Here is a 26,909-nt window from a genome sequence, read left to right as displayed (position 1 = left end):
GAAAATTGGTAATACCAAATACAAGATCACTAATAACGTATAAAAATGGAGAACGATCATGCCGAAGTACCGTTTGCTCCCTTTCATGGTTGCCATGTTATCGGCTGGCCAGTTGCACGCGCAGCAGGCCTCTGATAGCGGTGACGAAGAGCCGCGCGAGGCTCTGGAAGAAATTGTGATTCAGGGGGTTCGCCAAGCCGAACTTAACGCCCTGGAACAAGAACGCAACAAAGATACCTTCAGCTCAATTATCGCTACCGATGACATGGGCAATTTTGCCGATCAGAACGTAGCCGAATCTCTGCAACGCTTACCCGGTGTAACCCTGCAAAAAAGCGAAGGCGAAGGTAAATTCGTTAACGTGCGCGGCCTTGGCCCCGGCTTTGTTTCGGTTAGCATGAACGGTAACGAACTGGCCTCCGCCGGTGCCGATGACCGTTCGGTTGCCCTGGATGCCCTGCCAAGCGACATGCTGAGCTCAATTGAGGTTATTAAATCACTGACCCCGGATATGGACCTCAACTCCATAGGCGGTACGGTAAACGTAAATACCATTTCGGCCTTTGATCGCAAAGCCGACACGCTCAAAGTTAAGGTGCAAGGTAATTACCAATCCTATAAAGAAGAGCTCAATCCAAAAGTATCTCTGAACGGCACCCACCTGTTTGCCGACGACACAATCGGTATTGGCTACTCACTGTCTTACGAAGATCGCTCAACCGTGGTGTATCAGGTACAACACCACTCCGATTCACTGCCGCGCTACATCACCCCCGATGTCAGCACACTGCCCGAACCCTATGAGGGCGAGCCAAACCTGATTCCGTTTCGCTACGAAGCGCGTCAAGAAGATGCCGAAAGAACGCGCACCTCTGGCTCCTTCGATTTAGGCTGGCGCCCCACAGAGAATTCCGAATACTTCGCCAAGGTCAGCTACACCCAGTACGATGATTTAGACGTAGCCATGCGTGAATACTATCGCTTTGGCCAAGCTGGCTCTGGCGATATTGTTTATACCGATAACGAATCTGGTCTGTTTGGCCTGGTAGATACCGACCTGCAACAGCAGTTCTTTATTCAAGACGGCACTAGCGAAACCATCGCCTTCTCTCTGGGTGGTAAAAACCACTTCGGCGACGGCTGGAGCGTAGAATACGATTACGCTCGCTCCGAAGGCGACTGGAGCAAGCCCGATGGCCGCCGGGTGCAGTTTCGTGCCCGAGACTTACCCATGCTGGGCGTAGCCGGTCCAGGTTATATTCTAGGGCAGGTGGTTGATCCGGATGTTCTGGAGGCCCTGAGTGGTTCATCTACCCTGCCCCAGTCCGGTGGTTACGGTGGCTTGAACGGTTATCAAGAGAACGAGCGTCGTCAGGAAAATCTGCTCTACGATAATATTTTTATTGAAGACAGCTTCCGTAACGACACACTGGATCAGGCGAAGATCGACTTCAAAAAAGAGTTTGCCGACAGCGACTTTATTAATTACATCAAATTCGGCGGCACCATCAAAGAGCGCCAGCGTGATCGCAACAAAGACCGCTGGAGCGTGGTACCCGGTGATTACACCAACGGCTGTGAAGGCGATGAAGAGTGTTTGCAATTAGCGGGCGCGCGCCTAGGCGACTTTGCGACTTTTACCCCCGACCATCCAGACATTCAGCACGATTTCATTACGTACAGTGAAGCCGAGCGTCTGCTGGACATCACCACGCCGATTGCCAAGTACACTGACCCGCTGCGCACCGGCCAAGACAGTGTGAAAGACGATTACACACTGACCGAAGACACAGCCGCCGCCTACTTGATGGGTGAATTTCAGCTGAGCGAAAATCAGTCGTTGATTGCCGGGGTACGCTGGGCTCAAACCGAGTTTTCTTCTACCGGTAATCTGTCTATCCGCAACGACCGTTTTGAAGTGGCAAACGAAGCGGCGGTTTTGGATATTGCCGTACCTATGCAAGGTGCCAGCAGCTCCTACGACGACTTTTTCCCCAGTATTCACTATCGCTACGAACCGCGTGAAGATATCCTGGTGCGCGCCGCGCTCTGGACCAGCTTTACCCGCCCCTCTTTTAACGAGGCCCGTGCCTACGCCGATTTCTCTGGCCGGATCCGCGTGTGTAACGACATAGAAGGCAGCGCCAATTACGGTGAGTGTAGTGACAACCCCACTGACATAGGCGCGCAATCGCTGGATGATCTGTCCTCTGAGACGCAAAATTTTTACGTCAGCCCGGACAATGTCATTAACCTGGGTAACCCAACCCTAACCGCTATGACATCAATGAACCTGGATACCTCTATCTCGTGGTACGCCAGCGATGATTTGTACTTCCAGGCGGCGCTGTTCTATAAAGATATTTCCGACTTTATTGTCGATGTCAGTGGCGTTGCCCTGTCGTTCGAAGACATGCCGGTGCAAATTCCGGTAAATCAGGTAAGCGAGTTTTACTTCCCGCCCGGCCAGGTGTACGACGATGTCAACCTGACCACCAATGGTGACCAGGCCAAGGTTTACGGCTTAGAGCTGTCCTACTCGCAGTACTTTGAAACCGGACTGTTTGTGCAGAGCAACATGACCCTGATTGACAGTAGCGCCAATGTAGGCGACACCATTCGCGTTGAAGAGATTCAGCTGCCCAACCAGGCAGACACCACGGTTAACCTGACCCTGGGTTGGGAAAACGACGATATCTCCATGCGTGTTATTGGCAACTACCGCAGTAAAGTACTCGAGCGCATCGGCTCCTGCTCGCAAGCAGATATAGACGCCGACGCCGCCAGTGGCATTCCCGAAAACTGCGCTACCTGGTCCGACATTTACGACGACGACACCCTGGGCATCGACTTTAAAGCCACGTATCAGTTTAACGACGATATTCAGTTTTACTTCGACGCCCTCAATCTGACTGAAGACAAAAGCTTCAAGTACTTTACCGGTAACGAATACTCGCGCGGCAACGTGCTGTTCGAATCCGAAGACTTCGGCACTTCCTATCAGCTGGGTGTAAACATTCAGTTTATGTAAGCCAATCGATACCAAAACCGGGCGCGCAAGCGCCCCACATAGAATCTAAAATAACGAAGGTAGGTCTTTATGAACACTAAGCTCAAGCTATTAAGCTCACTGATCATAGCAAGCAGCGTACTCGTCGGTTGCGGTAGCGAACCCGACTCAAGTGCACCCGACATTATTATCGATATCGATGTGCCACCAGATAACGGTGGCGGCGACGGTGGTGGCGGCGACGACCTGCCCGAGATCACCAATACCGAACTGCCCATTATTGAAGACTTTGGTGCTAGTGATACCCAGGGCTTTTTTACCGAAGATTATCGCGCCCTGGCCAGTGACGCCGAAGATGGCGAAGGTGGTTTCTTTTACTCAATGGCCGGCGTCTTTATGGAAGACGGCAGCGTTGATACCGAGGGCAGCAACTGGATTACCGCCGACCCGGATCAAAAAATGCGCCTGGGCGATGCCCGCTTTACCATTGCGCAAACTGTATCGCCGCTGGCCGGAGATGTCGCCGACCCACGCAAAGACTCCACTCCGGGCGAAGGCATTGATGAAGGCCTGAGCTGGGGTGAGCTGGATTTAACGCGCGATTATAAAATTTCTTTCTGCGTGGTAGCGCGCCCCGACACTGCAAGCTCCAGTGACTTTCAAATCTACGTAGACAACAACACCACAGGTGAAGCCAACTCCATTCACGGCGGCGGTAACGTGGGCTCTCGCATCTTTAATGTCCCGGTCAACACCCTGGTACCCGGAGAGCGCGTAGAGATTAATATTCCCGGCAACACCACCTTACAAGAAGGTGGCGAGCTGGTGGGCTCGAAACCAGAGCTTATCGGCACCGAGAATTCGTTTATCGCCATGCGTGTATCCAGCGGCGGCTGGACTGTATTTGATGATTTGGTTATCGAGTATCAGGACGATGTGGGTAACAACCCGCAGCCCGACTGCTCGACCAAAGACTCTAACTACAAGCTGGTAAACCCCGCTACCGGCGGTGATGACAACAATGCCCCAGAGCCCGAAATTGAAGGCATCCCCTTCGGTGGTCTGCCATTAACCGTAGACCTGTCCAGCGATGCCGACACCCTGTTCGGCGAAAACGACGAGGCGGAGTTCCTGTCGATCTCCACCGATCGCACCGACCCTTTCTATAAGGTCACCAGCGGCAGCAGCCGTATTACCATCGAAAACAACGCGCTCAGCCTAAACAACGCGCGCTTTACCATTGGCGACAAAGGTACACCGACAGCCGAAGGTGTTGCGCCAAGCGGTGATATGGATTTCTCGGCGCCCTACCGTATTCGTATGACAGTGACGGACTTTACCAGCGCCGATCCGGCCGATCCGGGTAAATTCCAGGTGTATATCGACAACAACACCACCAGCTCAGGTAACTCGCTGCACGGTGGCGATTCCAAGTTCTCTGAGCTGACTCCCGAAGATATTACCTTGCCCTACGAGCTTGTGCTGGAGCCCGAGTTTGGCACCGCCAACTCGTTCATCCAAATTCGCGCCGACAGCCGCGTGGGTAATCTGACTCTTGAAAACATCACTTTTGAGTATCTCGACGGTGCCCCGGGCTCCGACGCCGAGTGGACTCCCAGCACCTTGAACATGGCCGGCGAATCCGATATTGCCCCCTCTGGTGAGCTGACCGAGAATGAAGCCTTCTCGGCCACTTTAACCGCCACCGGCGGCAATATGTCATCGTCGAACCACAATCTGTTCTTTGCCCACCAAATGGTAGAGATGAGCGACTTTATGTTCACCGCGCAGATTACCGACGTTCAAGGCGCCGACATCGGCACAGGTAACGCCTACCGCTTTGGCATTATGATCATGGAGAACCTGGATCCGGTTGCTGACTTTGCGGATCTGCCCGGCTGGGCTGACGCAGGCTTTTATGTAGACGGTGAGCCCGCCGAGCTGATTGGTTCACGTGCGCAAATGAAACCTAGCGGCAGTCGCTCGCGCTCCAATATTGATGAGCTTGAAGTGGGCGATTACGTGCGCATCGAGATCTACGACGATGGCGAGAACAAGCGCCTGAAGCGTTACTACTCGAAAGACGGCATCGATTTTGTACAAGCCAACAGCACCAGCGATTTTAAAGCCACACCCGACAGCAACAGCTGGTACGTAGGGCTTTACGCGGCGCCCGGTGAAAACAACATCACCGTGTCCTTCGACAACATCAGTATCGAAGAAATCGTTGAGTAAGGTTGATAACGCAGTGGCAACAGCCACTGCGTTATCTTTTTGTTCTCAATAAACGCTGTATCCCATTAATACGAGACAAATTATGAAAGCAGTATCCTACTCCAGCCTGTTGGTACTGAGCGCGTTTTTGGCGGCCTGTGGTGGCTCTGACGACCCGACTACCGGCAGCGACCCAACCTACCCGGATAACGGCTCTTCCAGCTCCTCTAGCAGCTCAACCGCAAGCAGCGAGAGCTCGTCTTCACAAGCGTCTTCTTCCAGTTCGTCAGTGGCCAATCACTGCGAGCAGATGAATACCGTGGTCGGCTTTGCCAGTCTGGGCGATGGCACCACAGGTGGTGAAGGCGGCAGCAGCGTAACCGTCACTACCGGCGTTGAGTTGGCCCAGGCACTTGCCAGCAAAGGCGCTGACCCACTTACCATCCTGGTGGACGGCACGATTACACCGGACAATTCCAACACGGATAAATTTGACGTTAAAAACATGTCGGATGTATCCATCATTGGTGTCGGAGACAACGCACTGCTAGACGGTATCGGCATTAAGATATCCGATGCTAGCAACATCATTATCCGCAACCTGACAATTCGTTTCGTAGACATAGGCGAGAAGGACGGTATCGGCCTGGAAGGTCCCGCTAACAACATCTGGATCGACCACAACGAAATCTACAACACGTTAGATTCCGACAAGGACTACTACGATGAGTTGGTCAGCGGTAAACGCGATGTGGATAACGTGACCATTTCGTACAACTACCTGCACGATAGCTGGAAGACCTCGCTATGGGGCAGCAGCGATAGTGACAACGCCCATCGTCGTATTACCTTCTATGCCAACTACTGGGAAAACGCCAGCTCGCGTATGCCGCTATTCCGGTTCGGCGAGAGCCACATACTTAACAACTACTACAAAGATGTCGACTCTACGGCGGTCAACTCCCGCATGGGCGCCAACATCCGCGTAGAGGGAACGGTATTTGAAAATGTGCAAAACCCTATTGTCAGCTTCTACTCTGAAGAAGTGGGTTACTGGGACTTAGCCGATAATATTTACACCAACATTAGCTGGAGCAACCCCAGCGGTGGCGACATTATCGCGGGCCCCGGCACTGACCTCGAATCGACCGTGAGCTATACCCCTGAGTATGAATACTCGGCCATGCCCGCCGCCGAAGTCGTTGAGCATGTAACCACTTACGCCGGCAGCGGAAAAATTAACGATTGTTTGTAATGCCCTGATCTTCTCTCCTCTTGTTTCTATGGGCTGAAACACTTCGGCGGGCACTGCCCGCCGCTTTTTTGCAAAAGCTACGAAGACCTTTGTAAAACCGTTTAGCGGTTCACTTCCCAGATAGGCCTCTCCCTCACCACCAAAACCATAAGACACTGTTTTTAATAGACTTTTCAATACTGGCACGCTCATCGCTATATACCAATTAAGTGAGCGGGAAACGCAAGCGACGGAGCAAAACCTTTTCGGTCGCACTCATACCCCGCTAAGAATTTACGAGGACGAAGAGCATGATCAGCACATTAAAAGAGATCGAGATTTTGGGACAGGAAGTGTGCCTTATGCTTTTCGCCAGTCAGGACCAATCACCCTCGTTGGGCCACCCCATGGCCCCTTTTTATTCCCTTCGATGACAGCCACAGCCGTGGCTACATCACCCTCCCCCCTTGGGCCGCAATAGCGGCCCCTTTTTTATCTACAGATTAATGGTTATCCAGGCACTATTAAGTAGGTACAAATAAAATCGAAGGCATTCTTTTGCTACTTGTGCCACAAACATTGACCACAGTGGCGCGCTTATGACAAACGACAGATAGACAATCAACCCGGCAACTGCTAGCTTAAAAAGACTTACAAGTTGCCGACTAAAAGGAGCTATTGGCAATGAAACATTCACTTCCCTCCCTCGCCTTTTTCGTGGCAGCCCTTTCTACATCTGGATTGGCTTTCGCCGGTTCCGACAGTGGTATCTACATCGGCGGTTCCATGGGTAATGCCGAGCTGAGCTTTGATGAAGAGCTGGCTGATATCGGGCGCATTGACTTCGACGATGACGATACCGGCTACAAATTGTTTGCCGGCTATAACTTTGGCTTAGTGCCCCTGCTGGATTTAGCAGTTGAGGGTGGCTATATCGATTTTGGCTCGCAAAATGATTTGGATACTAAAATCGATGTCACCGGCTGGAATTTGTCTGGCCTGGTGGGGGTTAACCTGGGTCCGGTAGGCCTGTTTGGCAAAGCGGGCTTTATTGACTGGGACAGCGAAATCGAACATGTATCCCTAGACACCTCCGAATCTGGCACCGACCCCGCCTACGGTTTAGGAGCCAAGTTTCACCTGGGATCTTTCGGTATTCGCGCCGAATATGAAATTTTTGAAGCCGATAGTGCCGATATCGATTTTTACTCTCTGGGCGCCTCGGTAACCTTCTAAGCTTTTGCGTTATGCATAACAAAAAGCGCGGGAAATCCCGCGCTTTTTGTATGACCAAGCATTAACCCGCTTGCGCCAGTTCCTGCTGGTTATCATCCCCGACCGATTCGCGAATCAGGTAATCAAACGCACCCAGCGCGGCGCTAGCACCTGCCCCCATCGAAATCACAATCTGCTTGTAGGGAACGGTCGTCGCATCCCCTGCCGCAAATACCCCCGGAATTGAGGTGGCACCGCGAGCGTCAATTTCAATTTCTCCGCGAGCGCTCAAGGCAAGCTCCGAATCTTTCAGCCACTCAGTATTCGGTACAAGACCAATTTGCACAAATACGCCAGCAAGATCGATTTTTTGTTTATCACCACTGACCCGATCCAAGTACTCAAGGCCCGTCACCTTTTTACCATCGCCGAGCACCTCTGTGGTTTGCGCGTTGGTAATAATGTTCACATTGGGCAGCGAGCGCGCTTTTTTCTGTAACACTTCATCGGCGCGCAACGTATCGGCAAATTCCAGCACGGTCACTTGTTTTACAATGCCTGCCAGGTCAATCGCAGCTTCAATACCTGAGTTGCCGCCACCAATTACCGCCACATGCTTGCCTTTGAAGAAAGGGCCATCGCAGTGTGGGCAGTAGGCCACGCCACGGGTGCGGTATTCACTTTCACCGGGTACACCCAACTCGCGCCAGCGCGCGCCAGTGGCAAGAATCACTGCTCTACTGGAAAGGGTCGCGCCACTTTCGGTGCTAAGTTCTATCATTTGCTTACGCTGGATATCGGCTACACGCTCAGCGGTAATAATATCCACACCGTATTCTTTCACATGTTGCTCCAAACCCGCGGCCAGCTTTGGCCCTTCGGTGTATGGCACAGAGATAAAATTCTCGATACCCACGGTATCCATTACCTGGCCGCCAAAACGCTCGGCCAATAAGGCAGTGCGAATACCTTTACGCGCGGCATAAATTGCCGCTGCCGCACCAGCAGGACCGCCCCCGACTACCAACACGTCGTAGGGATCGCGAGCGTTCAGCTCAGCGACTTTGTCTTCAGCGCCCGAGGTATCTACTTTGGCCACAATTTCCTCTAAGGTCATGCGCCCCTGACCAAAATGCTCACCGTTAAGGTACACCGAGGGCACAGCCATAATGCTTCGTGCGTCGACTTCTTGCTGAAAGAGCGCGCCATCTATCATAACGTGGCTGATAAGTGGGTTAATGGCGGCCATCAAGTTAAGAGCCTGAACCACGTCTGGGCAGTTTTGGCACGACAGGGAAACATAGGTTTCAAACTGCAACGGACTATTTAGCTTGCGCACCTGTTGCAGCAAAGCCTCTTCTGCTTTCGCGGGATAGCCACCTGTTTGCAAAAGTGCCAGTACCAGGGAAGTAAACTCGTGCCCCAGAGGAATACCGGCAAAAGTAACTCGCGGCATTTCGCCGGCTTTTGCGATACCCATACTCGGAGAGCGCTCGGCCGCTTGATAAGTTAATTGAATTTTGTCCGACAGAGACGCAATTTCAGTTGCCAGTGCGCTCAGCTCGCGCGCTTTTTCACTGTCGTCCATGGACACACAAAGCTCGATCGGCTCGGCAATCTTCTGCAGATAAGTGTCCAACTGTTGTTTAATCGATGCATCCAACATATGTGTGCCTTAATATTTCGCTAGCGTTAAAAAAGCCGGCCGAAGCCGGCAATTGGGGGAGCTAGTGCCCTGGGGTGCAACCACAGGGCAGTTTCAACAATGAGAGATTAATCTCGGTTACTTAGATTTTGCCTACCAGATCCAAAGAAGGCGCCAGAGTTTCTTCGCCCTCTTTCCACTTCGCCGGACATACTTCACCTGGGTGCGCCGCCACGTACTGAGCCGCTTTGATCTTGCGCAGCAGTTCGCTGGCATCGCGACCAATACCGCCCGCCGTGATCTCTACAATTTGCACACGGCCTTCTGGGTCGATCACAAAGGTGCCGCGATCAGCAATACCTTCTTCCTCAATCATTACCCCAAAGTTGCGGGTAATGGTGCCGGTGGGATCGCCAATCATCGGAAACTGGATTTTGCCGATGGTCTCTGACGAGTCGTGCCAGGCTTTGTGAGTAAAGTGGGTGTCGGTAGACACCGAATAAACCTCTACGCCCAGACGCTGCAGCTCTTCATAGTTGTCCGCCAGATCACCCAGCTCGGTGGGGCAAACAAAGGTAAAGTCCGCAGGATAGAAGAAAACAACAGACCACTTACCTTTCAGGTCGCTGTCGCTGACATCAATAAAGTCACCGTTTAGGTAAGCTTTAGCCTGGAAAGGTTTTACTTCACTGTTCATATAACGAGACATGCAGTACTCCTGATTGCGAGTTAATTAATTGTCGTGATTTCGTTCACGGGGCTTATACTATTGCCAACAAAAAAAAGATTGAAATTAACTATAAAAATACAATCAATAGACAAAAGCAATGAATGTCCACGAGGCAATTAGGGAGAGGGCAGCAAGTTTGCTAAAGGGTAGTGCGAGGTAGCGTGAAGCTTAAAGCGAATCAGAGGAAGCTAATTTCCAGCGGGGGTTTCTGTGACTTTCACCCAGCGACCATTGGTGTGGATGACCTGAAATCTGGCCCATTGGCGAAATTCTTTCGCCGTACACAGCACAGTCTGCGCGCCGCTAACTCCCGCCACATTACGATAAATTAACTTGGCGCGGTCAGTCGTCAGGTCATCGTCGGCATCAAATACCTGCCGAATACACCACTGATCGCCGGTTTCGCCATTGCTGTAGTAATAACCCTTGCGCAACACGAGACCCGCGCTGTCACTGCGACGCGCATGGGCCCAGGCCTTGTCAAAGATCTGCGACAACTCCTCCGAGCTGACATCGACATAAGTATCCAGCTCGTGCATGGCCGCGGCAAAATCCTCATGGGTTAGGCTAGGAGTATGCCCCTTTACGGCGCTCGCGCTCATTAGACTGCTGGGATAACGCCGCCAGGCAAACAGGTTATTAAACACCAGCGCCGCGACTAAGATGGCGGCAACGTTCAAGGCCACCGGAGCGGCCACATACCAGTACCCCAGCTGATGCACCTCGGGTCCGCCGATTACCGCCGCCAGCGCCGTGGCCCCACCCGGGGGATGGATACACCGCGCATAGCACATCACCGCGACAGCCAAGCCTACCGCAACCGCCGGTGCGAGCGGCGAGCTACCAAGCCAGTGCTGGCAGCTGACACCGATAAACGCTGAGATCAGATGTCCACCCACTAAGGGCCACGGCTGCGATAAAGTGCCGTGGGGAACAGCAAACAGCAACACCGCCGAAGCTCCCATCGATGCCAACATCAGCGTTGCCGTTAGCTCCCCAGCAACGGCGCGGGAAATAAAAAAGACGCAGGCAATGCCCACCAGCGCGCCAAGCCCGGAAATTAACTTGTCTTTATGGCTGGTGGTATTGAACTCGATTCCTAACCACTCAATAATTCGCGACACGCTTCGCCTCTTAAGAACCTGACAGCACCTTGGCACCAAAACAGTGCATACTAGAGACAAGCCACCACAAGCGCAAGCTTGGCTGAATCTTTGCTCAGTAAGTCAGCATACCTCACAAACCTTTCACAACAACTGGGTTAAAATTCGATAACTCTTTATTTTTCAATGAAATAGATAAGGGATCTAATGTTAAAAGCCATCTTGCGTCTTGTGACTTTTTACACTTCAGTCAGCCTTTTTACACTGTCGGCAGCGGCCGAGACCTACCCTCTGAATTATCACGTAGATCTCACCGAGGACGATGGGCGAGCTTTTGTCAGTATCGAAATCCCCTCAGCCGGCGCAGTGCGAGAAATTGATTTCAACCTCGATAGCAAATTTCACAGCGATATTAAAGCCAATGGCAAGCTGACGCAGGAGGACGGTCGCGCGCGCTGGCAACCGCCCGAGCAGGACGCCCGACTCTCTCTGACCGTGGAGCTCAACCACAAACGCCGAGGCGACGGCTACGATTCAATTCGCCGCGAAGACTTTACCATTTTCCGCGGTGACGATTTAATCCCCCCCGCCACCGTCCGCACTGTAAAAGGCGCCCAAAGCCAGGCGAGCTTGAGTTTTTCGCTGCCCGAGGACTGGTCATCGGTCAACAGCGGCTGGCCCAAAACCGAGGACGGCACCTTTACTATCGACGATCCGGAGCGCAGCTTTGACCGCCCCACCGGCTGGTTTATTGCCGGCAAACTCGGCACCCGCCGTGAGCGCATGGAAGACACTCACCTCGCCATCAGTGCGCCCTTGGGCAACGCCGTTAAGCGCATGGATGTGCTGAGCTTTATTTTGCTCAATTGGAGCACCATCAAAGAGGTTGTGGGAGAAACTCCGGAGAAAATATTGATAGTCAGCGCCGGGGACCCCATGTGGCGCGGCGGCCTCTCGGGGCCGAACTCTTTGTTTTTGCACGCCGATCGCCCGATGGTCAGTGAAAACGGTACCAGTACCCTGTTACACGAGCTGTTTCACACCATTACCAGTATCAGCGGTGAAGGCAAAGACGACTGGATCGCCGAAGGCCTGGCCGAGTACTACTCCTATGACATTCTCCACCGCGCCGGCGGTATGACCGATGCACGCCGTGACATTGTCACCGAATGGCTTGCTGATTGGAGCAAAGAGATTAAGACACTCTACGCCAAATCATCCAGCGGCGAGCGCACCGCCCGCGCCGCCCTATTGTTTGACGAGCTGGATGACGAGATTAAAGCCAATAGCGGCGGTGAAAAATCCCTCGACCACGCCGTCAAAGCGATGATTGCTGAAGGCGATGTCAGTCTGCAAGAGCTTAAAGAGATCGTTCACGAGATAACCGGAAAGCCTTCGGCACTACTGGAAAACAGTAAACTTTTGGCCACTGAAGATAATTAATCCAGTTTCTGCTAGATTTGTTATCCATCCAAACACAGGGAGCCACCAGATGAAGGTCAACAATATTCTCGAAACCATCGGTAATACACCGCACATTCGCATCAACCATTTGTTTCGCTCCGACATCGAAGTGTGGATGAAAGCCGAGCGATTCAACCCGGGTGCCAGCATCAAAGACCGTATCGCTTTAGCCATGATAGAAGACGCCGAAGCACGCGGTTTGCTGCAAAAAGATACCGTTATTGTCGAGCCCACCAGCGGCAATACCGGCATCGGCCTTGCTATGGTGTGCGCCGCGCGCGGCTATCGCTTGATTCTCACCATGCCAGAGTCCATGTCGGTAGAGAGACGCAAAATCATGAAAGCCCTGGGGGCAGAATTAGTATTAACGCCCAAAGAACAAGGTATGGGCGGCGCCATTAACAAAGCCGCCGAACTGCGCGATGACTACCCCAACAGCTGGACGCCGCAACAGTTTACCAATCAGGCCAATGTAAAAGCCCATCGCGACACCACCGCCAAAGAAATTCTCGCCGACTTTCCCGAAGGCGTGGATTATTTGATTACCGGTGTGGGTACCGGCGGCCATATTACCGCCTGCAGCGAAGAGCTGAAAAAAGTAAACGCACAAATGCAAACCTATGCCGTAGAGCCCGAAAAATCGCAAGTGATTGCTGGTAAAGAGAAAGGCCTGCATCGACTGCAGGGTATAGGCGCAGGCTTTGTACCCGAGATTCTCAATAAAGACAGCCTAGACGGCACCATTGCCGTCAGTGAAGAGGACAGCTTTGAGATGGCGCGCCTGTGTGCCCGCAAAGAAGCGATTTTTGTCGGTATCTCGTCAGGTGCAACACTTGCCGCGGTAAAACAAAAAGAAGCCGAATTTGCCCCCGGCAGTAAAATCCTTATCTTTTGCTACGACACCGGCGAGCGCTATCTTTCCATCGACGACCTGTTTAGCGCCTAGCGACTCGGGCAATTTCTGTTAAGAATCGTCAGAACCGGCCGCTTGCGGCCGGTTTTTTCGTAAAATCGACCGCTTAAAACATAATCAAACATAAGAGACCACACATGATTACCCACGAACCCAACCCCCTCTACCGCGCCGACCCATCACGTTATAGCAACATGCCCTTTCAGCGTTGCGGTAAAAGTGGCCTGCTGCTCCCGCGCTTGTCCTTGGGCCTATGGCAAAACTTCGGCGCCGTCGACTCTCTGGCAAATGCCCGCACCATGCTGCACCGTGCATTCGACCTCGGTATTACCCACTTCGATTTGGCTAATAACTATGGCCCCAACTATGGTTCGGCCGAGTCCACCTTTGGCCAGGTTATGGCCGAGGGCCTAAATCGCTACCGCGATGAAATGATCATCTCCAGCAAAGCCGGCTATGATATGTGGCCCGGCCCCTACGGTATCGGCGGCTCGCGTAAGTATCTGGTCGCCAGCTGCGACCAGAGTTTAAAACGTTGCGGCGTCGAGTATTTTGATATTTTCTACTCCCATTGCATGGATCCTGATACTCCACTGGAAGAAACCATGGGTGCACTGGACTATATTGTACGGTCAGGCCGCGCACTCTACGCCGGTATTTCCAGCTACTCACCGGAGCAAACCCGCAAAGCCGCGGCCATTTTAAAAGAGCTGGGCACACCGCTGTTAATTCACCAGCCGCGTTACAATTTATTCGACCGCTGGATTGAAGACGGACTCACCAATGTGCTGGATGAAGAAGGCGTGGGCGCGATTGTTTTTTCCCCTTTATCCCAAGGCATGCTTACCAATAAATACCTCGGCGGCATCCCCAAAGACTCACGTGCCGCCCGGGCCGACCAGATTTATCTGAGCGAGACCGATATCAGTGAGCAAACCATTGAGAAAATACGCGAGCTTAACGAGCTTGCGAACCAACGGGGGCAAACGCTTGCACAAATGGCGATCGCGTGGGTTCTGCATAACAAAACCGTTACCAGCGCGATTATCGGCGCCAGCCGAGTGGAACAAATAGAGGATTCTGTAGCGGCGCTGGCTAAACTGGACTTCAGCCGTGAGGAAATTTCGGCGATAGACGCAATCGTAAAGTAGGAAATTAAGCCGCCGAAAACGCGAGGCGGATATTCGCCTCGCGCTTTGTGCTTAGTGGTCGTTATTATCGCGGACTTTACTGCTGCGTTCGTCATTGCGACCGCGCAGATACCGAGAAACCACCCAGTAGCCCACCAACATAAAAGCCACTAAAGCAAAGCTTCCTACAGAAAAGTGGATATGGTCGGCTGTGTGTTCGTCGTGGTGCGGGTGAGCGTTCGCCATAAGCGAGAAAACAGTAACCAATAAAGTCATTAAGACGGAGTAACACTTTTTCATTTCTACTTTCCTCATTGCAAAAATTTAAGCCGCGCTGGTTAACATTCCGGCCTTTTCAATAAAGGCGATAACTTCTGCAACGCCAGTTTCATCTTTTAAGTTAGTGAATAAGAATGGCTTTTCACCGCGCATTTTACGTGCATCGCGATCCATTACATCCAAATCAGCGCCAACAAGCGGTGCCAAATCAATTTTATTGATAATCAACAAATCTGATTTGGTAATGCCCGGCCCGCCTTTGCGGGGAATTTTATCGCCTGCAGATACATCAATGACGTAGAGAGTAAGATCAGACAGCTCGGGGCTAAAGGTCGCCGCGAGATTATCCCCACCACTTTCAATCAGCACCACATCCAGACCTTCATGGCGATTTTGCAACTCCGCCACCGCCGACAAATTCATCGAAGCATCTTCGCGAATCGCGGTATGGGGGCACCCCCCGGTTTCTACACCAATAATTCGATCGTCATCCAGCGCTTGATGACGCTGCAGAAACTCGGCGTCTTCGCGAGTGTAAATATCATTGGTGATGACGGCGATGTTGTATTTATTCTTCAGGTGCGCACACAGGGTTTTCACCAGCGCAGTTTTCCCTGAGCCAACGGGCCCGCCGATACCCAGACGCAAAGTTGGTTTTTTCATAGTTACTCTCTCAACTTAATTAAATTTTTACTATTAGGAGCGAAACAGACGCGTGTACTGACGCTCATGCAGGCAAGACGCCATAGCCAGCCCCGGCAAACTCAAGCCCACTTCGTCATCACTCACCGCTTTTGCTCGCTCGCAGGTCGCCGACACGGCCGGCATTAACTGGATCAGCAATTGCTGAGCATGAGTTTGCCCCAAGGGCACAATTTTAGTGGCAGCAGCGACCTGATTTTCCAACCAGCTCCAGACAAACCCCTGGGCCAGCTCGTCAATATCGATTTGCCAATGCATCCCCGCCAAAGCAAACTGACTGACAAAACAAGGTGTGGCCTGATAAAGCGCGGGCTCGCTGTCGGGCACTTGTAAAGACACCAACAGGCGGTTCAAAGCCTGTCCGAGCTGTTCATCCTCCAGCAATAACTCAGAGGTTTCCCGGCACGCGCGGGTGACATGATTCCAGTGGTTTACCGCTGCCAGATCCTTTTCTTGCCAGGCGCTGTAACAACGCCGCAGCACAGGCACGTCCAAATAGGCCAGCGACTGCGCCATAATATTTTCCAACCAATCGGCGAGCGCATCGTCGCCGTTTAGCCACCCCTCTTCAACCGCATACTCAAGCCCCTGGGAATAGGCATAGGCTCCCACGGGCAATGCCGGGCTAACAAGGTGCAGCAAGTGTAACAGTGATGCCTGGACCACTTTCTACACGGCCTCAGAGTGGGAATGATCGTGGCCATGACTGTGGCTGTGTGAATGGCCGTGGGAGCCGCCGTGATAGGCGCCGTTTTCTGGATTAAACGGCTGCTGTTCACAACTGACTTGTTGCCCCAAACCTTGCACCATAATATCCAGCACATGATCGTGCTGGTAGCGAACAAAATTGTCACCCACTTGCAAGGGCACATGGCGATTGCCTAAATGATAAGCCACCCTTGCGAGCTGGCGGCGATCATCGCATACCACGTTGCTAACGGTCTCTAAAGCGGCGACCACTTTTACTAAAGTGCCATCGCTGCATTCCAATAACTCGCCGTCAGCCAATACGTGACCGCGCTCCACAAACCATCCCAAGGACTGGCCACAGACGGTCTCGGTGCGGTAGCGACTTTTTTGCCGCTGCTCAAAGGTAAGTTCAACTACAGGTGAGTCTGCGGGCGCCTCGCCCTGGACCACCTTAAACGCTTCTAACATAAATTATTCCACTCAGTATTGATAACGGCGCCTTAAAACAATGTGTAGCGCTGCGCCAAGGGCAGCTCGGTGGCCGGTTCGCAGGTTAACAACTGGCCATCGGCTCGCACCTCATAATTTTGCGGGTCCACCTCCATATGCGGCTGGTAGTCGTTGAGAATCATCGATGCCTTGGTCACCGAGCGGCAATTTTTCACAGCCACCAGACGACGCTCAAGCTCAAACGAGCCTTGAATTCCGGCTTCAATCGAAGCCTGGCTGACAAAGGTTACCGCAGTGCCCTTGCAAGCCTTACCAAAGGCCCCGAACATCGGCCGGTAATGCACAGGCTGTGGCGTGGGAATGGACGCATTGGGATCGCCCATGGGCGCCGCAGCAATGGCACCGCCTTTGATAATTAACGATGGTTTAATACCAAAAAAGGCCGGTTTCCAGAGCACTAAATCGGCGAGCTTGCCCACTTCAATGGAGCCCACCTCATGGGAAATACCGTGAGCGATAGCGGGGTTGATTGTATATTTGGCGATATAACGCTTGGCACGCAAGTTATCCGCACTGGAGGTCTCGCCAGGTATTGCGCCGCGCTGAACCCGCATTTTGTGCGCGGTTTGCCAGGTGCGGCAAATAACCTCGCCTACCCGGCCCATGGCCTGTGAATCGGAGCTGATCATAGAGAAGGCCCCTAGATCGTGCAAAATATCCTCGGCGGCAATGGTTTCTTTGCGGATACGTGAATCGGCAAAAGCCACATCCTCAGGAATATTCGGATCAAGATGGTGGCACACCATCAACATATCCAAATGCTCATCGATGGTATTCACGGTATAGGGGCGCGTGGGGTTGGTGGATGACGGCAGTACATTGGGTAAGCCGCACGCCTTAATAATATCCGGCGCGTGGCCACCGCCAGCGCCTTCTGTGTGATAAGTGTGAATGGTGCGACCATCAAACGCCGCGATGGTATCTTCCACAAAACCCGATTCGTTCAGGGTATCGGTGTGAATAGCCACTTGCACATCATACTTTTCGGCAACATTAAGGCAATTGTTAATGGAGGCGGGCGTCGTACCCCAATCTTCGTGCAGCTTCAAGCCCAGAGCCCCGGCGGCGATCTGCTCTTCCACAGCCAGCGGTAAACTCGCGTTACCTTTGCCTAAAAACCCCAAATTCATGGGAAAGCTTTCGGCCGCCTGTAGCATTTTCGCCAAATGCCAGGGCCCAGGGGTACAGGTGGTAGCGTTAGTGCCAGTCGCAGGGCCCGTGCCTCCGCCGATCATGGTGGTCACACCACTCATTAAAGCTTCTTCAATTTGCTGCGGACAAATAAAGTGAATATGCGCATCGATACCACCTGCGGTCAGAATCTGTCCCTCACCGGCGATAACCTCTGTGCCGGGCCCGACAACAATGGTCACATCGGGTTGGATATCCGGGTTGCCCGCCTTACCAATAGCCGCAATGCGCCCGCCTTTTAGTGCGACGTCGGCTTTTACGACCCCCCAATAATCCAATATCAACACATTGGTAATGACCGTATCAGGGGTGTCTGCACAACTGGCTTGCGATTGGCCCATGCCGTCGCGGATCACCTTGCCGCCGCCAAATTTTACCTCTTCGCCATAGGTGGTGTAGTCCTTCTCCACTTCCAGCCACAATTCGGTATCCGCGAGGCGAACTTTGTCACCGGTGGTGGGGCCAAACATTTCTGCATACGCGCGTCTGTCGATTGTCGCCATTTTATAACTCCCCCATTACCTGGCCGCGAAATCCGTAGACCACTTTATCGCCCGCCAGCTCCACCAGCTCTATCTCGCGCTCCTGACCCGGCTCAAATCGAACTGCCGTGCCCGCGGCGATATTTAAACGATACCCACGGGCTTTGGCGCGATCGAATTTAAGCGCCGGATTGACTTCAAAAAAATGATAGTGCGACCCCACCTGTATGGGCCGATCGCCCGTATTGGCGATAGTCAGCGTCACCGTGGCACGCCCCTCGTTGAGGATGTGCTCACCGGGTTTAATATCGTATTCACCGGGTATCATGTGGACTCCTAAACGATTGGGTTGTGTACAGTGACAAGCTTGGTGCCATCGGGAAAGGTGGCTTCCACCTGCACCTCATGCACCATCTCAGCGATACCGTCCATCACATCGTCGCGGGTTAAAATCTGACGACCGTAATCCATCAGCTCAGCGACGGTTCTGCCATCGCGCGCTCCCTCCATGATCTCTGCACTAATCAAGGCCACAGCTTCGGGGTAATTTAGCTTTACTCCGCGCGCCTTGCGCCTTTCTGCCAGTAACGCTGCGGTAAACAGCAGCAACTTATCTTTGTCTCTAGGACTTAATTCCATCTGGCTATCCCCTGTGTTTACGTATTCCAGATTCTCGGTTGCACAGCTTCGCGGCCTATCATAGTCGGGCGGATTGCTGCCCAAATAGCCGCAAAACCAATGCGACACTGTGCGGCACTTGGGCCTAAATAACGGGCAATCAACAAGCCCTGCTTTTGCGTAATCCCCCAACTTGCGCCTTGATCGCTGTGCTCTGCCGCCAAGTGCTCAAGTAATTGATCGATGTCGTCGCGAGGGATACTGACTTTTGCCACCATAGTGCCAAACGCGGTAGCCCCTTGCAGGCCCCAGGGCTGCTGCATAATTGGATCACCCCCGCAGACGCGGTTACGCTCGCGAAGTATAGGCAGCCCCTCCAGACTCACTTCTAAGGTTTGCAGCAATTCGCCGTCGTTAAAAGTCTCATCGCAAGCGGGACGCCCCAAGCAGACAATATCCCACAAACAAAACCGACTGTCTTTGTGTGCATCGACTCGGGTATGCAACCTGGCGTTGGCACCGTTAAAAATGATTGTCTCTTGCGGCAACCACTCAAGTGAGCTGTGGGGTTCCACCCGTAAAGAGATCGTCTGCTCCTGGGTGATACTTTTGTTACTGTGACGCAACGCCTTTAGCGAATACACCTTCCCCGCCGAGGGCGTAGTGACCAGCGCTTGCGCACCACTCTCGGTGGCCATGTCTAACGTCAGTTGATCGCCAACCACCAACCCGCCCGGTGGATGCAGCAAATACACATGAGCTAATTGGCCTTCAGGATAGAACGGCCTCTGTACACGCAGGGGGCCCTGGTGTTTCGCGCGGGTAACTCGGGTAGCCCCACCTCTGTGCGCCAGGCGCAGCGTTAAACTGGCGAGCCAGGAGCGTGAAATTTGTGCAGAACTATCGCGGGAGGGGATACTTAAACCCTCCGCTGGCTGGGCAATTAAGGTCAAAGCTAACTCTCTTTTCTTGCCGGGCGACACCCCCGGTCTATTGTTGGGCATAGGGGAACAAGAAGCATGCCAACCGCAGCTGGCTTACAGGTCAGTATTGTCGGGAATCTCGCTCTCAACCACCAGTTAAAACGCACCACTTTGATGCTACCGAGAAAACAACGCAACAAAAAGCACCACATGGGTGCATAGACCTGGCTCACTCTTGGAATTTAATCAACGGCGCCCAATTAAGATGGGTTACACTCAAAAAGAATAGTTGTTCAACAGGAAGTAGAAGTCTATGCCTCAAAGTCAGTTACCTTATCAGCACACTCATCGTGAAAGCGGTACCTACCACACCATCGATGCCATTATCTCGCCGCAAGACCAACTGAATATTCTCTCTAAGGCGGAAGTAGCAAAGCTTTTAGACGTCAGCCAAAGCGGTCTTTATAAATTGTTTCGCAGTTGTTCGCTCGCGGTACTCAACTGCGGCAACTCTCTGGATGACGGTAAGGAATTGATGGAACGCTACCCGGACTTCGCTATCAGCGTGATCCAGGAGGAGCGCGGGATAAAGCTGGATGTAAAAGGCGCTCCCGCCAGTGCTTTCGTCGATGGCAAAATGATTCGCGGCATCAGCGAGCACTTGTTTGCGGTATTGCGCGACGTAATATTTGCCAGTAGCGATGACCGCTTGAGCCGAGTACTGCAAAGCGCAGCCCCCGAGGCAACCACCGACGCCGTGTTTCATATGCTGCGTAACGCCGACATCATTCGTCCTAAAGTGGACCCCAATGTAGTGGTCTGCTGGGGCGGGCACTCCATCAGTATGGGCGAATACGACTACACTAAAAAAGTCGGCTACCAAATGGGCCTGCGCGGCCTGGATATCTGCACGGGTTGCGGCCCGGGCGCAATGAAGGGTCCGATGAAAGGCGCCACCATCGGCCACGCCAAGCAACGTCTGGGCGTTGGGCGTTATATCGGCATCACCGAACCCGGTATTATCGCCGCCGAAGCGCCCAACCCTATTGTTAACGAGCTGGCGATCATGCCAGATATCGAGAAGCGTCTGGAAGCTTTTGTGCGGGCTGGCCATGGCATCGTGGTGTTTCCCGGCGGCGCGGGGACGGCGGAAGAAATCCTCTATTTACTCGGCATTCTGCTTCACCCAGACAACCGTGAACTGCCCTTCCCTTTAGTGTTCACCGGCCCATCCAGCGCCGCTGATTACTTTCGCCAAATCGATCAGTTTATCGGTGCGACTCTAGGCCCCGAAGCGCAGCAAAAATACCAGATTATTATCGATAACCCTGAAGCCGTCGCCCACGCCATGGTTGCGGGGATTGCATCGGTGCGGGCCTTTCGTAAAAACACTGACGATGCTTACTACTTTAACTGGCAACTCAAGATATCGCCGGACTTTCAGCAGCCGTTTGCCCCTACCCACACTAATATGAGCAACCTGCAGCTAAGCCGCGACCTGAACAACCACACCCTGGCGGCCAATCTTAGACGAGCCTTTTCCGGCATTGTGGCGGGGAACGTAAAAGAAGAAGGGATTCGCGCGATTGAAAAGCACGGCTTATTCGAAATTAGTGGCGAGCAGAGCATTATGCAACCGGTTGATGCCCTGTTGACCGCATTCCAACAACAGGGCCGCATGAAGCTGCCGGGAAGCCACTACACTCCCTGCTACCGAATTGTGTAACAGTAGCTTCACATCGTTGCAATAATGCTATGGCAGTGTAGGAAATGTCCTACAGAAAGAAGCGTAAATAGCGCCTTTTCCAAACCTTACAGTTGGACGATACTGTATTCACAGGGACGTTACAGGGATGCCGACGGGGCCAGGATGGTTCACAGGACGTTTTGCCAGGCAGGCCAGGGATTAAAACAAGCAAAAGCAAGGAAGACAGGGATTTAGGGATAGTCAACAACGGACAGGATCGCCGAGCTAACCACGACAGGGGTTAAGGACATATCAGCAGGACGCTAGGGCTAAGGAATCAAGCTCACGTTTCGAACACGGAAAACAGTTCACCCGCGGTCCACATAAGTGGGCCTTTTTTTTGCCCGCAATTTGGCAACCGCTGATTTAAAGCATTAAAAAAAGACCAAGCGCAGCCGGGGTAAAGCCCCGGCCAGCAAAGCGTGGCGCAATAAACTAAAAGTTTTAAGCTAGAAGTTTTCCTGTAAATACTGTTTCGCTAGGCGCGACGCATCGGCATTGCTTGCAGCGACAATATTCAGCAACTCTTGGGCACGATCATTTTGCCCCTGCAGGTGGTAGACCTTACCCAATTTGAACTGGGCGTCCGGCACCTTACGGCTGTCCGGGAATTCCGCCAGCAAATCGCCGAACCAGCGCTGCGCTTCAGGCAAGTCATTTTTCAGCAGGTAAATCTCACCCAGCCAATAGTAACTGTTAGAAGCATACTCGCCCTGTGGAAAGCGCTCTAAGTGGGCTTTAAAACCAGCTACCGACGCATCGATTTGACGCTGCTTGAGCAGATCATACGCGGCGCCATAAACTTCAGCTTCACTGGCACCTTCGCTGACACCAGAAGGCAGTGCTGCCGCCACCGATGTAGTCGATGAAACTGATTCTGGATTGCCGGCTGCAACGGCGGGCGCAGTCGTAGCAGCAGAGCCGCTAGGCGTAAAAGAGGTTGCCGCAGGAGATGTTTCAGGGGTAGTACCGGTGGTCAACGCGCTGATACGACGATCCAGATCAAGGTAATCGTCCAAGCGCTGCTGCTTTAACCGCTTTAATTCGAACGCTTGCTCTTCCACCAGACCGCGCAGGTTCATCACTTCTTGCTGTAACGTCTGGAGCTGATAGAAAAGTTCGGCTTGTTGGTTGGTGTTCAGGTTGCCGTTAGCAGCGGGAGCGGACGCCCCCGATGCTTTCTGCACCGGGGAGTCCACTACCTGAACCTGAGCCTGTGTACTGACAGAGAAAACGGCCGCGAAAACGGCCGTTAACAACAGGTGGTTCTTCATTCAAACGCTCTTAGTAGTCGATTTCTACGCGACGGTTTTTGCTCCAGGCTGACTCACCGCTACCCAGAGACAGAGGACGCTCTTCACCGTAGCTGATCACTTCCAGGTTGCTGCGGTTTACACCTTGCAGTACCAGGAAATCACGCACAGCGTTGGCACGACGCTCGCCCAGAGCCATGTTGTACTCGCGCGAACCGCGCTCATCAGCGTGACCTTCCAAGCGCACAGAAGTGTTGGTGCCGCGCAGCTGCTCGGCGTGCGCCAGCAACAAGGTGCGAGCTTCAGGTTGCAGTACCGCCTGATCAAAGTCGAAGTAAATAATGGTTTCCAGATCTTGCATACCGTCTTGCGAGCCGTCGCTGGAACCCAAGGTGCCGCCATCTGCAGTGCCGGTGGTTACGCCACCGCCATTTGCGCCAGTGTCGGCATCGTCAGTTTTGGTGTCGGTGCTGGAACAACCCACCAAAAATGCCATAACAAACGCAAAAGTCAGACCCTGTTTCATTGCTTTAGTAATCATGATTAACTCCGATCAAGTTGTTGATTTTTTGAGCTCACTGCAATTTTAGTTAAAAAATGGCGACCAAGCGGGTTCTCGTACATCACCCTGCTTGGATGGCAATCGATACTTGGTACCCGCATCCAGTGACACAGCGGCCAAAATACCTTTTCCCCCAAAGCGTGTCGCGTAGAGCAACATAGCACCATTGGGCGCTATAGTAGGCGATTCATCTAAATTTGTCTCTGTCAGGATACGCAAAGTGCCGGTAGTGAGATCTTGTGCCGCAATGTGGAAAACCCCATTGCGCTGATGAACCATTACCAAGGTGTTGCCATCCAGCGAGACTCGCCCGCGAGCATTGTACTCGCCGTCAAAGGTTAAGCGTTCTACCCGCCCGCTGGCAAGAGTCACCTGATAAATTTGTGGTTTGCCACCGCGATTTGAGGTAAATACCACCCCTTTTCCGTCCGCCGTCCAGCTCGGTTCGGTATCAATAGCGTAATGATTGGTAATTCTCGTGAACTGACGGGTGCGTAAATCCAGGGTATAGATCTCGGGGTTACCATCTTTAGACAGCACCATTGCCAACTTGGTACCGTCCGGAGAAAAGGCCGGTGCGCCATTCAAGCCGGTAAAATCTGTCAATTGTTCACGTTGCCCAGTTGCGAGGCTTTGCAAAAAGATGGCGGGGCGGGACGTCTCGAACGATACATAAGCCACTTGGCGACCATCGGGCGACCAAGCCGGAGAGAGCAGCGGCTCATCTGACTCAAGTAGCATCCGCGGGCGGGCGCCATCGGCATCGGCCAGCATCAGGCGGAAAGTATCCGGCTGATTAACGCGCTGAAAAGCCTCTACATAGAGAATCTGGGTGGCAAACGCGCCGCGAATTCCGGTGATTTTTTCGTACACCACATCGGAAATATGGTGGGCGATGTCGCGCAACTGCCCCGCCCCACCATCGACCTTGCCATTGCTGATGACTTTGCGCTGCCCCAGCACATCGAACAAGCTGTAGGTGGCATAGTAGCGACCGCCGCGCTCCTCTATATTGCCCACCAACAAAAACTCGGTGCCCATTACACGCCAGTCGCGGTAAAACACGTCGGCCTCTTTACTGGGGAAAGACAGCATGCTGGTGCGCGGCACCGATTCAAACTGACCACTGCGCTCAAGGTTAGCCGACACGATAGACGATACGTCTTCGGGCAGCGGCGAGGAGCCACTCCACCCCATAGGCACAACTGCGATTCGGGTGGGGTTATCTACCCCCTGGGTAATTTCAATAGTCAGCTGAGCCCTGGCGGTCAAGGCGCACAATGACAACAGCAAAGCGACAAAAATTCTCACAAGCGTAAATCCTCAGGCTTAAATTCCAACCGCAACTGGCGGAAGTTTTCTTCAAACAGTTTAGGCGGCATGTTTTGCAGCTCGGTAAAGCGGTCGACTCGGCGCACGGCCTGCTCGGCGGAACGATCAAAGGCGGCGTTACCGCTGCTCTCAATCACCGTCACATTGACCACCTGCCCGGTGGGCACTAACTGTATCAGGAGTGTGGCGCGCATGCCACGGCGCGCAGATGGCGGCCTGCTCCAGTTTTGCTCGACGCGCGCAGCGATCATATTGACGTAACTTTGCGTCTGCGCTGCAGCCAATTCAGCCTGCTGCCGGGCCTCGGCTTCGGCTTTGCGTTTTTGCTCTTCAAGGCGCTGACGCTCCAATCGCTCGCGCCGCTCTTGCTCGGCCTTTTTCTCGGCGGCCTCTGCGGCGCGACGCTTGGCTTCAAGCTCTTGTTGGCGTTTGCGCTCGGCCTCCTCTTTTTGCTTGCGCTTGCGCTCCGCCTCGGCCTTTGCCTTGCGCTCTTGCTCTTGCTGGCGTTTTCGCGCCGCTTGCTCCCGGGCCTTGCGCTCTGCCTCAGCCTGCTGACGCTCCAGCTCACGCTGTTTGGTTAAGTCGATGATCTTGTTTTGCGCGGGTGCCGTCTCTTCTTTGGACTGGGCCTTTAACTCGACCAGTTTGGCCTCGACAAATTTGGGCTTAAAAACCCGAGGTTTGACCTCGGCGGTTGTCTCCCAACCGAGCGTAATAACCGCTATCAGCGCCAGGTGCATGCCGACACTGATAACAACGGGAAGGGTGTAACTACTGCGCCAATTCATAGAGACAGCATCACCTACTGCGGCGGATCAGTAACCAGACCGACAGAAGGCGCGCCAGCATTTTGCAACTGGGTCATCAAGCCTACTACCACGCCGTAGTTAACATCGGTATCACCCCACACCAATACAGGTGTGCTGGGCTTTTCACCTAATACTTTGCCGACCATCTCGGTAATCTGCGCGAGTGGCTTGGCTTGCTTCGGCTCGCCGCCTAACTCGATATAGTACTGACCGGATTTATCCACCGAGACAATCAAAGGCTCGTCGTCTTTGTTATCAATGGGCGCTGAGGGCGCTTCGGGCAAATCCACTTTTACCCCTTGCATCAACATAGGCGCAGTCACCATAAATACCACCAACAGCACCAACATTACGTCGATATAAGGCACGACGTTGATTTCTGCCATGGGTTTCTTTTTTTGTTTGGGGCCAAAGGCTGCCATACATCACCTATTGCAATGGGAAATTTACGAAGACACCTGCTTGCTGTGCACCTGGCGGTGCAAAATCGCAGAGAACTCTTCGGCAAAGGTCTGGTACTGATTTTCCATGGCCTCGGCCCGAGCCGAGAAACGGTTGTAGGCAAGCACCGCCGGGATCGCTGCAAACAAGCCCATGGCGGTCGCCACCAATGCCTCGGAGATACCGGGCGCCACCGTAGCCAGGGTGGCCTGGTGAACATTTGCCAGACCGCGGAAAGAGTTCATAATCCCCCACACGGTGCCAAACAAGCCAATGTAGGGGCTGACCGATGCCACACTGGCAAGAAACGGCAAATTTGCCTCCAGCTTTTCTTCTTCGCGGGCCAAAGCCACACGCATGGCGCGCTGACAGCCTTCCATGACTGCATCCGAGTCTGCACTGCTTTGCGAGCGCAAACGCATAAACTCTTTAAACCCCGCGCGAAAAATATTCTCGACGCCGTCGACCGCGTCTTTACCTGTTTTACCATTGCTCTGACGATACAGCTGGTTGAGGTCAATGCCTGACCAAAACTGCTTTTCAAAAGCCAAATATTTTGCTCTAGCGTTGCGCTGGTACATGCCGCGCTGAATAATCATCACCCAAGAAACAACCGACGCCAGAAAAAGCAGCGCCATGACAAGCTGCACCAGTAAACTGGCGTTGGCAATCAGACTCCAGATAGAAAGCGAATGTTCGTTTGGCATAAAGA

General features: G+C 53.1%; 25 protein-coding genes. 8 read left to right on the top strand and 17 right to left on the bottom strand.

Annotated features, from left to right (window positions below; genetic code table 11):
• Positions 1–58 precede the first annotated feature (58 nt).
• The 4 genes from NHM04_RS00950 (at position 59) to NHM04_RS00935 (ending at position 7,694) form a co-directional block, all read left to right on the top strand.
• Positions 59–3,031 (top strand): TonB-dependent receptor, encoded by a 2,973-nt coding sequence (locus NHM04_RS00950; protein ID WP_254265188.1) that lies wholly within the window; start codon positions 59–61, stop codon positions 3,029–3,031.
• 69 nt (positions 3,032–3,100) lie between these two features.
• Complete coding sequence (locus tag NHM04_RS00945; RefSeq protein WP_254265187.1) at positions 3,101–5,245, top strand: DUF1349 domain-containing protein; 2,145 nt, start codon at positions 3,101–3,103, stop codon at positions 5,243–5,245.
• Positions 5,246–5,327: 82 nt separating this feature from the next.
• Positions 5,328–6,479, top strand: coding sequence for a polysaccharide lyase family 1 protein (locus NHM04_RS00940; RefSeq protein ID WP_254265186.1), 1,152 nt, complete (start codon positions 5,328–5,330; stop codon positions 6,477–6,479).
• A 663-nt stretch (positions 6,480–7,142) separates the two neighbouring features.
• Positions 7,143–7,694, top strand: coding sequence for a porin family protein (locus NHM04_RS00935; RefSeq protein ID WP_254265185.1), 552 nt, complete (start codon positions 7,143–7,145; stop codon positions 7,692–7,694).
• Positions 7,695–7,755: 61 nt separating this feature from the next.
• Here NHM04_RS00935 and ahpF read toward each other — a convergent pair whose 3' ends face one another.
• The 3 genes from ahpF to NHM04_RS00920 all read right to left on the bottom strand — a co-directional run bounded on the left by ahpF (position 7,756) and on the right by NHM04_RS00920 (position 11,172).
• Complete coding sequence (ahpF, locus tag NHM04_RS00930; RefSeq protein WP_254265184.1) at positions 7,756–9,339, bottom strand: alkyl hydroperoxide reductase subunit F; 1,584 nt, start codon at positions 9,337–9,339, stop codon at positions 7,756–7,758.
• Positions 9,340–9,460: 121 nt separating this feature from the next.
• A complete protein-coding gene (gene ahpC, locus NHM04_RS00925; RefSeq protein WP_371872565.1) occupies positions 9,461–10,027 on the bottom strand; it encodes an alkyl hydroperoxide reductase subunit C in 567 nt (188 codons plus the stop codon).
• Positions 10,028–10,236: 209 nt separating this feature from the next.
• A complete protein-coding gene (locus NHM04_RS00920) occupies positions 10,237–11,172 on the bottom strand; it encodes an HPP family protein (RefSeq protein ID WP_254265183.1) in 936 nt (311 codons plus the stop codon).
• Between the two features lie 186 nt (positions 11,173–11,358).
• On the opposite strand from NHM04_RS00920, the gene NHM04_RS00915 reads away from it, so the two are divergent.
• The 3 genes from NHM04_RS00915 to mgrA all read left to right on the top strand — a co-directional run bounded on the left by NHM04_RS00915 (position 11,359) and on the right by mgrA (position 14,679).
• Complete coding sequence (locus NHM04_RS00915; protein WP_254265182.1) at positions 11,359–12,594, top strand: hypothetical protein; 1,236 nt, start codon at positions 11,359–11,361, stop codon at positions 12,592–12,594.
• Positions 12,595–12,643: 49 nt separating this feature from the next.
• Positions 12,644–13,561: a cysteine synthase A gene (cysK, locus tag NHM04_RS00910; RefSeq protein ID WP_254265181.1), complete on the top strand. Its 918-nt coding sequence runs from the start codon at positions 12,644–12,646 to the stop codon at positions 13,559–13,561.
• A 104-nt stretch (positions 13,562–13,665) separates the two neighbouring features.
• Positions 13,666–14,679, top strand: a complete 1,014-nt coding sequence (gene mgrA, locus NHM04_RS00905) for an L-glyceraldehyde 3-phosphate reductase (RefSeq protein ID WP_254265180.1) — start codon at positions 13,666–13,668, stop codon at positions 14,677–14,679.
• 51 nt (positions 14,680–14,730) lie between these two features.
• Here the strand turns inward: mgrA and NHM04_RS00900 are convergent, their stop codons facing one another.
• From NHM04_RS00900 to NHM04_RS00865, 8 genes are read right to left on the bottom strand one after another with little or no spacing between them, the layout of a single operon-like run.
• Complete coding sequence (locus NHM04_RS00900) at positions 14,731–14,958, bottom strand: hypothetical protein (protein ID WP_254265179.1); 228 nt, start codon at positions 14,956–14,958, stop codon at positions 14,731–14,733.
• Between the two features lie 24 nt (positions 14,959–14,982).
• On the bottom strand, positions 14,983–15,600 hold the full coding sequence (gene ureG, locus NHM04_RS00895; RefSeq protein WP_254265178.1) for an urease accessory protein UreG: 618 nt from the start codon (positions 15,598–15,600) through the stop codon (positions 14,983–14,985).
• Positions 15,601–15,633: 33 nt separating this feature from the next.
• Positions 15,634–16,290: an urease accessory protein UreF gene (locus NHM04_RS00890; RefSeq protein WP_371872605.1), complete on the bottom strand. Its 657-nt coding sequence runs from the start codon at positions 16,288–16,290 to the stop codon at positions 15,634–15,636.
• 18 nt (positions 16,291–16,308) lie between these two features.
• Positions 16,309–16,797 (bottom strand): urease accessory protein UreE, encoded by a 489-nt coding sequence (gene ureE / locus NHM04_RS00885; protein WP_254265176.1) that lies wholly within the window; start codon positions 16,795–16,797, stop codon positions 16,309–16,311.
• Between the two features lie 32 nt (positions 16,798–16,829).
• A complete protein-coding gene (ureC, locus tag NHM04_RS00880) occupies positions 16,830–18,533 on the bottom strand; it encodes an urease subunit alpha (protein ID WP_254265175.1) in 1,704 nt (567 codons plus the stop codon).
• Position 18,534: 1 nt separating this feature from the next.
• Complete coding sequence (locus NHM04_RS00875; protein ID WP_254265174.1) at positions 18,535–18,840, bottom strand: urease subunit beta; 306 nt, start codon at positions 18,838–18,840, stop codon at positions 18,535–18,537.
• 8 nt (positions 18,841–18,848) lie between these two features.
• A complete protein-coding gene (gene ureA / locus NHM04_RS00870) occupies positions 18,849–19,151 on the bottom strand; it encodes an urease subunit gamma (protein WP_254265173.1) in 303 nt (100 codons plus the stop codon).
• A gap of 17 nt (positions 19,152–19,168) precedes the next feature.
• A complete protein-coding gene (locus tag NHM04_RS00865) occupies positions 19,169–20,083 on the bottom strand; it encodes an urease accessory protein UreD (RefSeq protein ID WP_254265172.1) in 915 nt (304 codons plus the stop codon).
• A 283-nt stretch (positions 20,084–20,366) separates the two neighbouring features.
• On the opposite strand from NHM04_RS00865, the gene ppnN reads away from it, so the two are divergent.
• A complete protein-coding gene (ppnN, locus tag NHM04_RS00860; protein ID WP_305881955.1) occupies positions 20,367–21,779 on the top strand; it encodes a nucleotide 5'-monophosphate nucleosidase PpnN in 1,413 nt (470 codons plus the stop codon).
• A 470-nt stretch (positions 21,780–22,249) separates the two neighbouring features.
• On the opposite strand, the gene NHM04_RS00855 is transcribed toward ppnN, so the two are convergent.
• From NHM04_RS00855 to tolQ, 6 genes are read right to left on the bottom strand one after another with little or no spacing between them, the layout of a single operon-like run.
• On the bottom strand, positions 22,250–23,074 hold the full coding sequence (locus NHM04_RS00855; RefSeq protein ID WP_254265171.1) for a YbgF trimerization domain-containing protein: 825 nt from the start codon (positions 23,072–23,074) through the stop codon (positions 22,250–22,252).
• Positions 23,075–23,084: 10 nt separating this feature from the next.
• A complete protein-coding gene (gene pal, locus NHM04_RS00850) occupies positions 23,085–23,594 on the bottom strand; it encodes a peptidoglycan-associated lipoprotein Pal (RefSeq protein ID WP_254265170.1) in 510 nt (169 codons plus the stop codon).
• Between the two features lie 45 nt (positions 23,595–23,639).
• Positions 23,640–24,926: a Tol-Pal system beta propeller repeat protein TolB gene (tolB, locus tag NHM04_RS00845; RefSeq protein WP_254265169.1), complete on the bottom strand. Its 1,287-nt coding sequence runs from the start codon at positions 24,924–24,926 to the stop codon at positions 23,640–23,642.
• Positions 24,923–25,735, bottom strand: a complete 813-nt coding sequence (gene tolA / locus NHM04_RS00840) for a cell envelope integrity protein TolA (RefSeq protein WP_254265168.1) — start codon at positions 25,733–25,735, stop codon at positions 24,923–24,925. Before tolA ends, tolB begins: the two co-directional genes overlap by 4 nt.
• A 14-nt stretch (positions 25,736–25,749) precedes the next feature.
• Positions 25,750–26,178 (bottom strand): protein TolR, encoded by a 429-nt coding sequence (tolR, locus tag NHM04_RS00835; RefSeq protein ID WP_254265167.1) that lies wholly within the window; start codon positions 26,176–26,178, stop codon positions 25,750–25,752.
• Between the two features lie 24 nt (positions 26,179–26,202).
• Positions 26,203–26,904 (bottom strand): protein TolQ, encoded by a 702-nt coding sequence (gene tolQ, locus NHM04_RS00830; RefSeq protein WP_254265166.1) that lies wholly within the window; start codon positions 26,902–26,904, stop codon positions 26,203–26,205.
• Positions 26,905–26,909 lie beyond the last annotated feature (5 nt).

It is taken from the genome of Gilvimarinus sp. DA14, assembly GCF_024204685.1.
Classification (GTDB): Bacteria; Pseudomonadota; Gammaproteobacteria; order Pseudomonadales; family Cellvibrionaceae; genus Gilvimarinus.
The sequence above is the reverse complement of the archived record's forward strand: the minus strand, read 5'-3'. Positions and strand labels throughout refer to the sequence as shown.

What these genes read in the sequence shown, in the direction of transcription:
- NHM04_RS00935 (WP_254265185.1), top strand. Translation starts at nt 7,143, where the DNA reads ATGAAACATTCACTTCCCTCCCTCGCCTTTTTCGTGGCAGCCCTTTCT.
- ureE (WP_254265176.1), bottom strand. Translation starts at nt 16,797, where the DNA reads ATGTTAGAAGCGTTTAAGGTGGTCCAGGGCGAGGCGCCCGCAGACTCA.
- NHM04_RS00900 (WP_254265179.1), bottom strand. Translation starts at nt 14,958, where the DNA reads ATGAAAAAGTGTTACTCCGTCTTAATGACTTTATTGGTTACTGTTTTC.
- tolA (WP_254265168.1), bottom strand. Translation starts at nt 25,735, where the DNA reads ATGAATTGGCGCAGTAGTTACACCCTTCCCGTTGTTATCAGTGTCGGC.
- ureA (WP_254265173.1), bottom strand. Translation starts at nt 19,151, where the DNA reads ATGGAATTAAGTCCTAGAGACAAAGATAAGTTGCTGCTGTTTACCGCA.
- ureC (WP_254265175.1), bottom strand. Translation starts at nt 18,533, where the DNA reads ATGGCGACAATCGACAGACGCGCGTATGCAGAAATGTTTGGCCCCACC.
- NHM04_RS00940 (WP_254265186.1), top strand. Translation starts at nt 5,328, where the DNA reads ATGAAAGCAGTATCCTACTCCAGCCTGTTGGTACTGAGCGCGTTTTTG.
- pal (WP_254265170.1), bottom strand. Translation starts at nt 23,594, where the DNA reads ATGATTACTAAAGCAATGAAACAGGGTCTGACTTTTGCGTTTGTTATG.
- NHM04_RS00875 (WP_254265174.1), bottom strand. Translation starts at nt 18,840, where the DNA reads ATGATACCCGGTGAATACGATATTAAACCCGGTGAGCACATCCTCAAC.
- NHM04_RS00950 (WP_254265188.1), top strand. Translation starts at nt 59, where the DNA reads ATGCCGAAGTACCGTTTGCTCCCTTTCATGGTTGCCATGTTATCGGCT.
- mgrA (WP_254265180.1), top strand. Translation starts at nt 13,666, where the DNA reads ATGATTACCCACGAACCCAACCCCCTCTACCGCGCCGACCCATCACGT.
- ureG (WP_254265178.1), bottom strand. Translation starts at nt 15,600, where the DNA reads ATGAAAAAACCAACTTTGCGTCTGGGTATCGGCGGGCCCGTTGGCTCA.
- tolR (WP_254265167.1), bottom strand. Translation starts at nt 26,178, where the DNA reads ATGGCAGCCTTTGGCCCCAAACAAAAAAAGAAACCCATGGCAGAAATC.
- tolQ (WP_254265166.1), bottom strand. Translation starts at nt 26,904, where the DNA reads ATGCCAAACGAACATTCGCTTTCTATCTGGAGTCTGATTGCCAACGCC.
- cysK (WP_254265181.1), top strand. Translation starts at nt 12,644, where the DNA reads ATGAAGGTCAACAATATTCTCGAAACCATCGGTAATACACCGCACATT.
- NHM04_RS00855 (WP_254265171.1), bottom strand. Translation starts at nt 23,074, where the DNA reads ATGAAGAACCACCTGTTGTTAACGGCCGTTTTCGCGGCCGTTTTCTCT.
- NHM04_RS00945 (WP_254265187.1), top strand. Translation starts at nt 3,101, where the DNA reads ATGAACACTAAGCTCAAGCTATTAAGCTCACTGATCATAGCAAGCAGC.
- NHM04_RS00915 (WP_254265182.1), top strand. Translation starts at nt 11,359, where the DNA reads ATGTTAAAAGCCATCTTGCGTCTTGTGACTTTTTACACTTCAGTCAGC.
- ppnN (WP_305881955.1), top strand. Translation starts at nt 20,367, where the DNA reads ATGCCTCAAAGTCAGTTACCTTATCAGCACACTCATCGTGAAAGCGGT.
- ahpF (WP_254265184.1), bottom strand. Translation starts at nt 9,339, where the DNA reads ATGTTGGATGCATCGATTAAACAACAGTTGGACACTTATCTGCAGAAG.
- ahpC (WP_371872565.1), bottom strand. Translation starts at nt 10,027, where the DNA reads ATGTCTCGTTATATGAACAGTGAAGTAAAACCTTTCCAGGCTAAAGCT.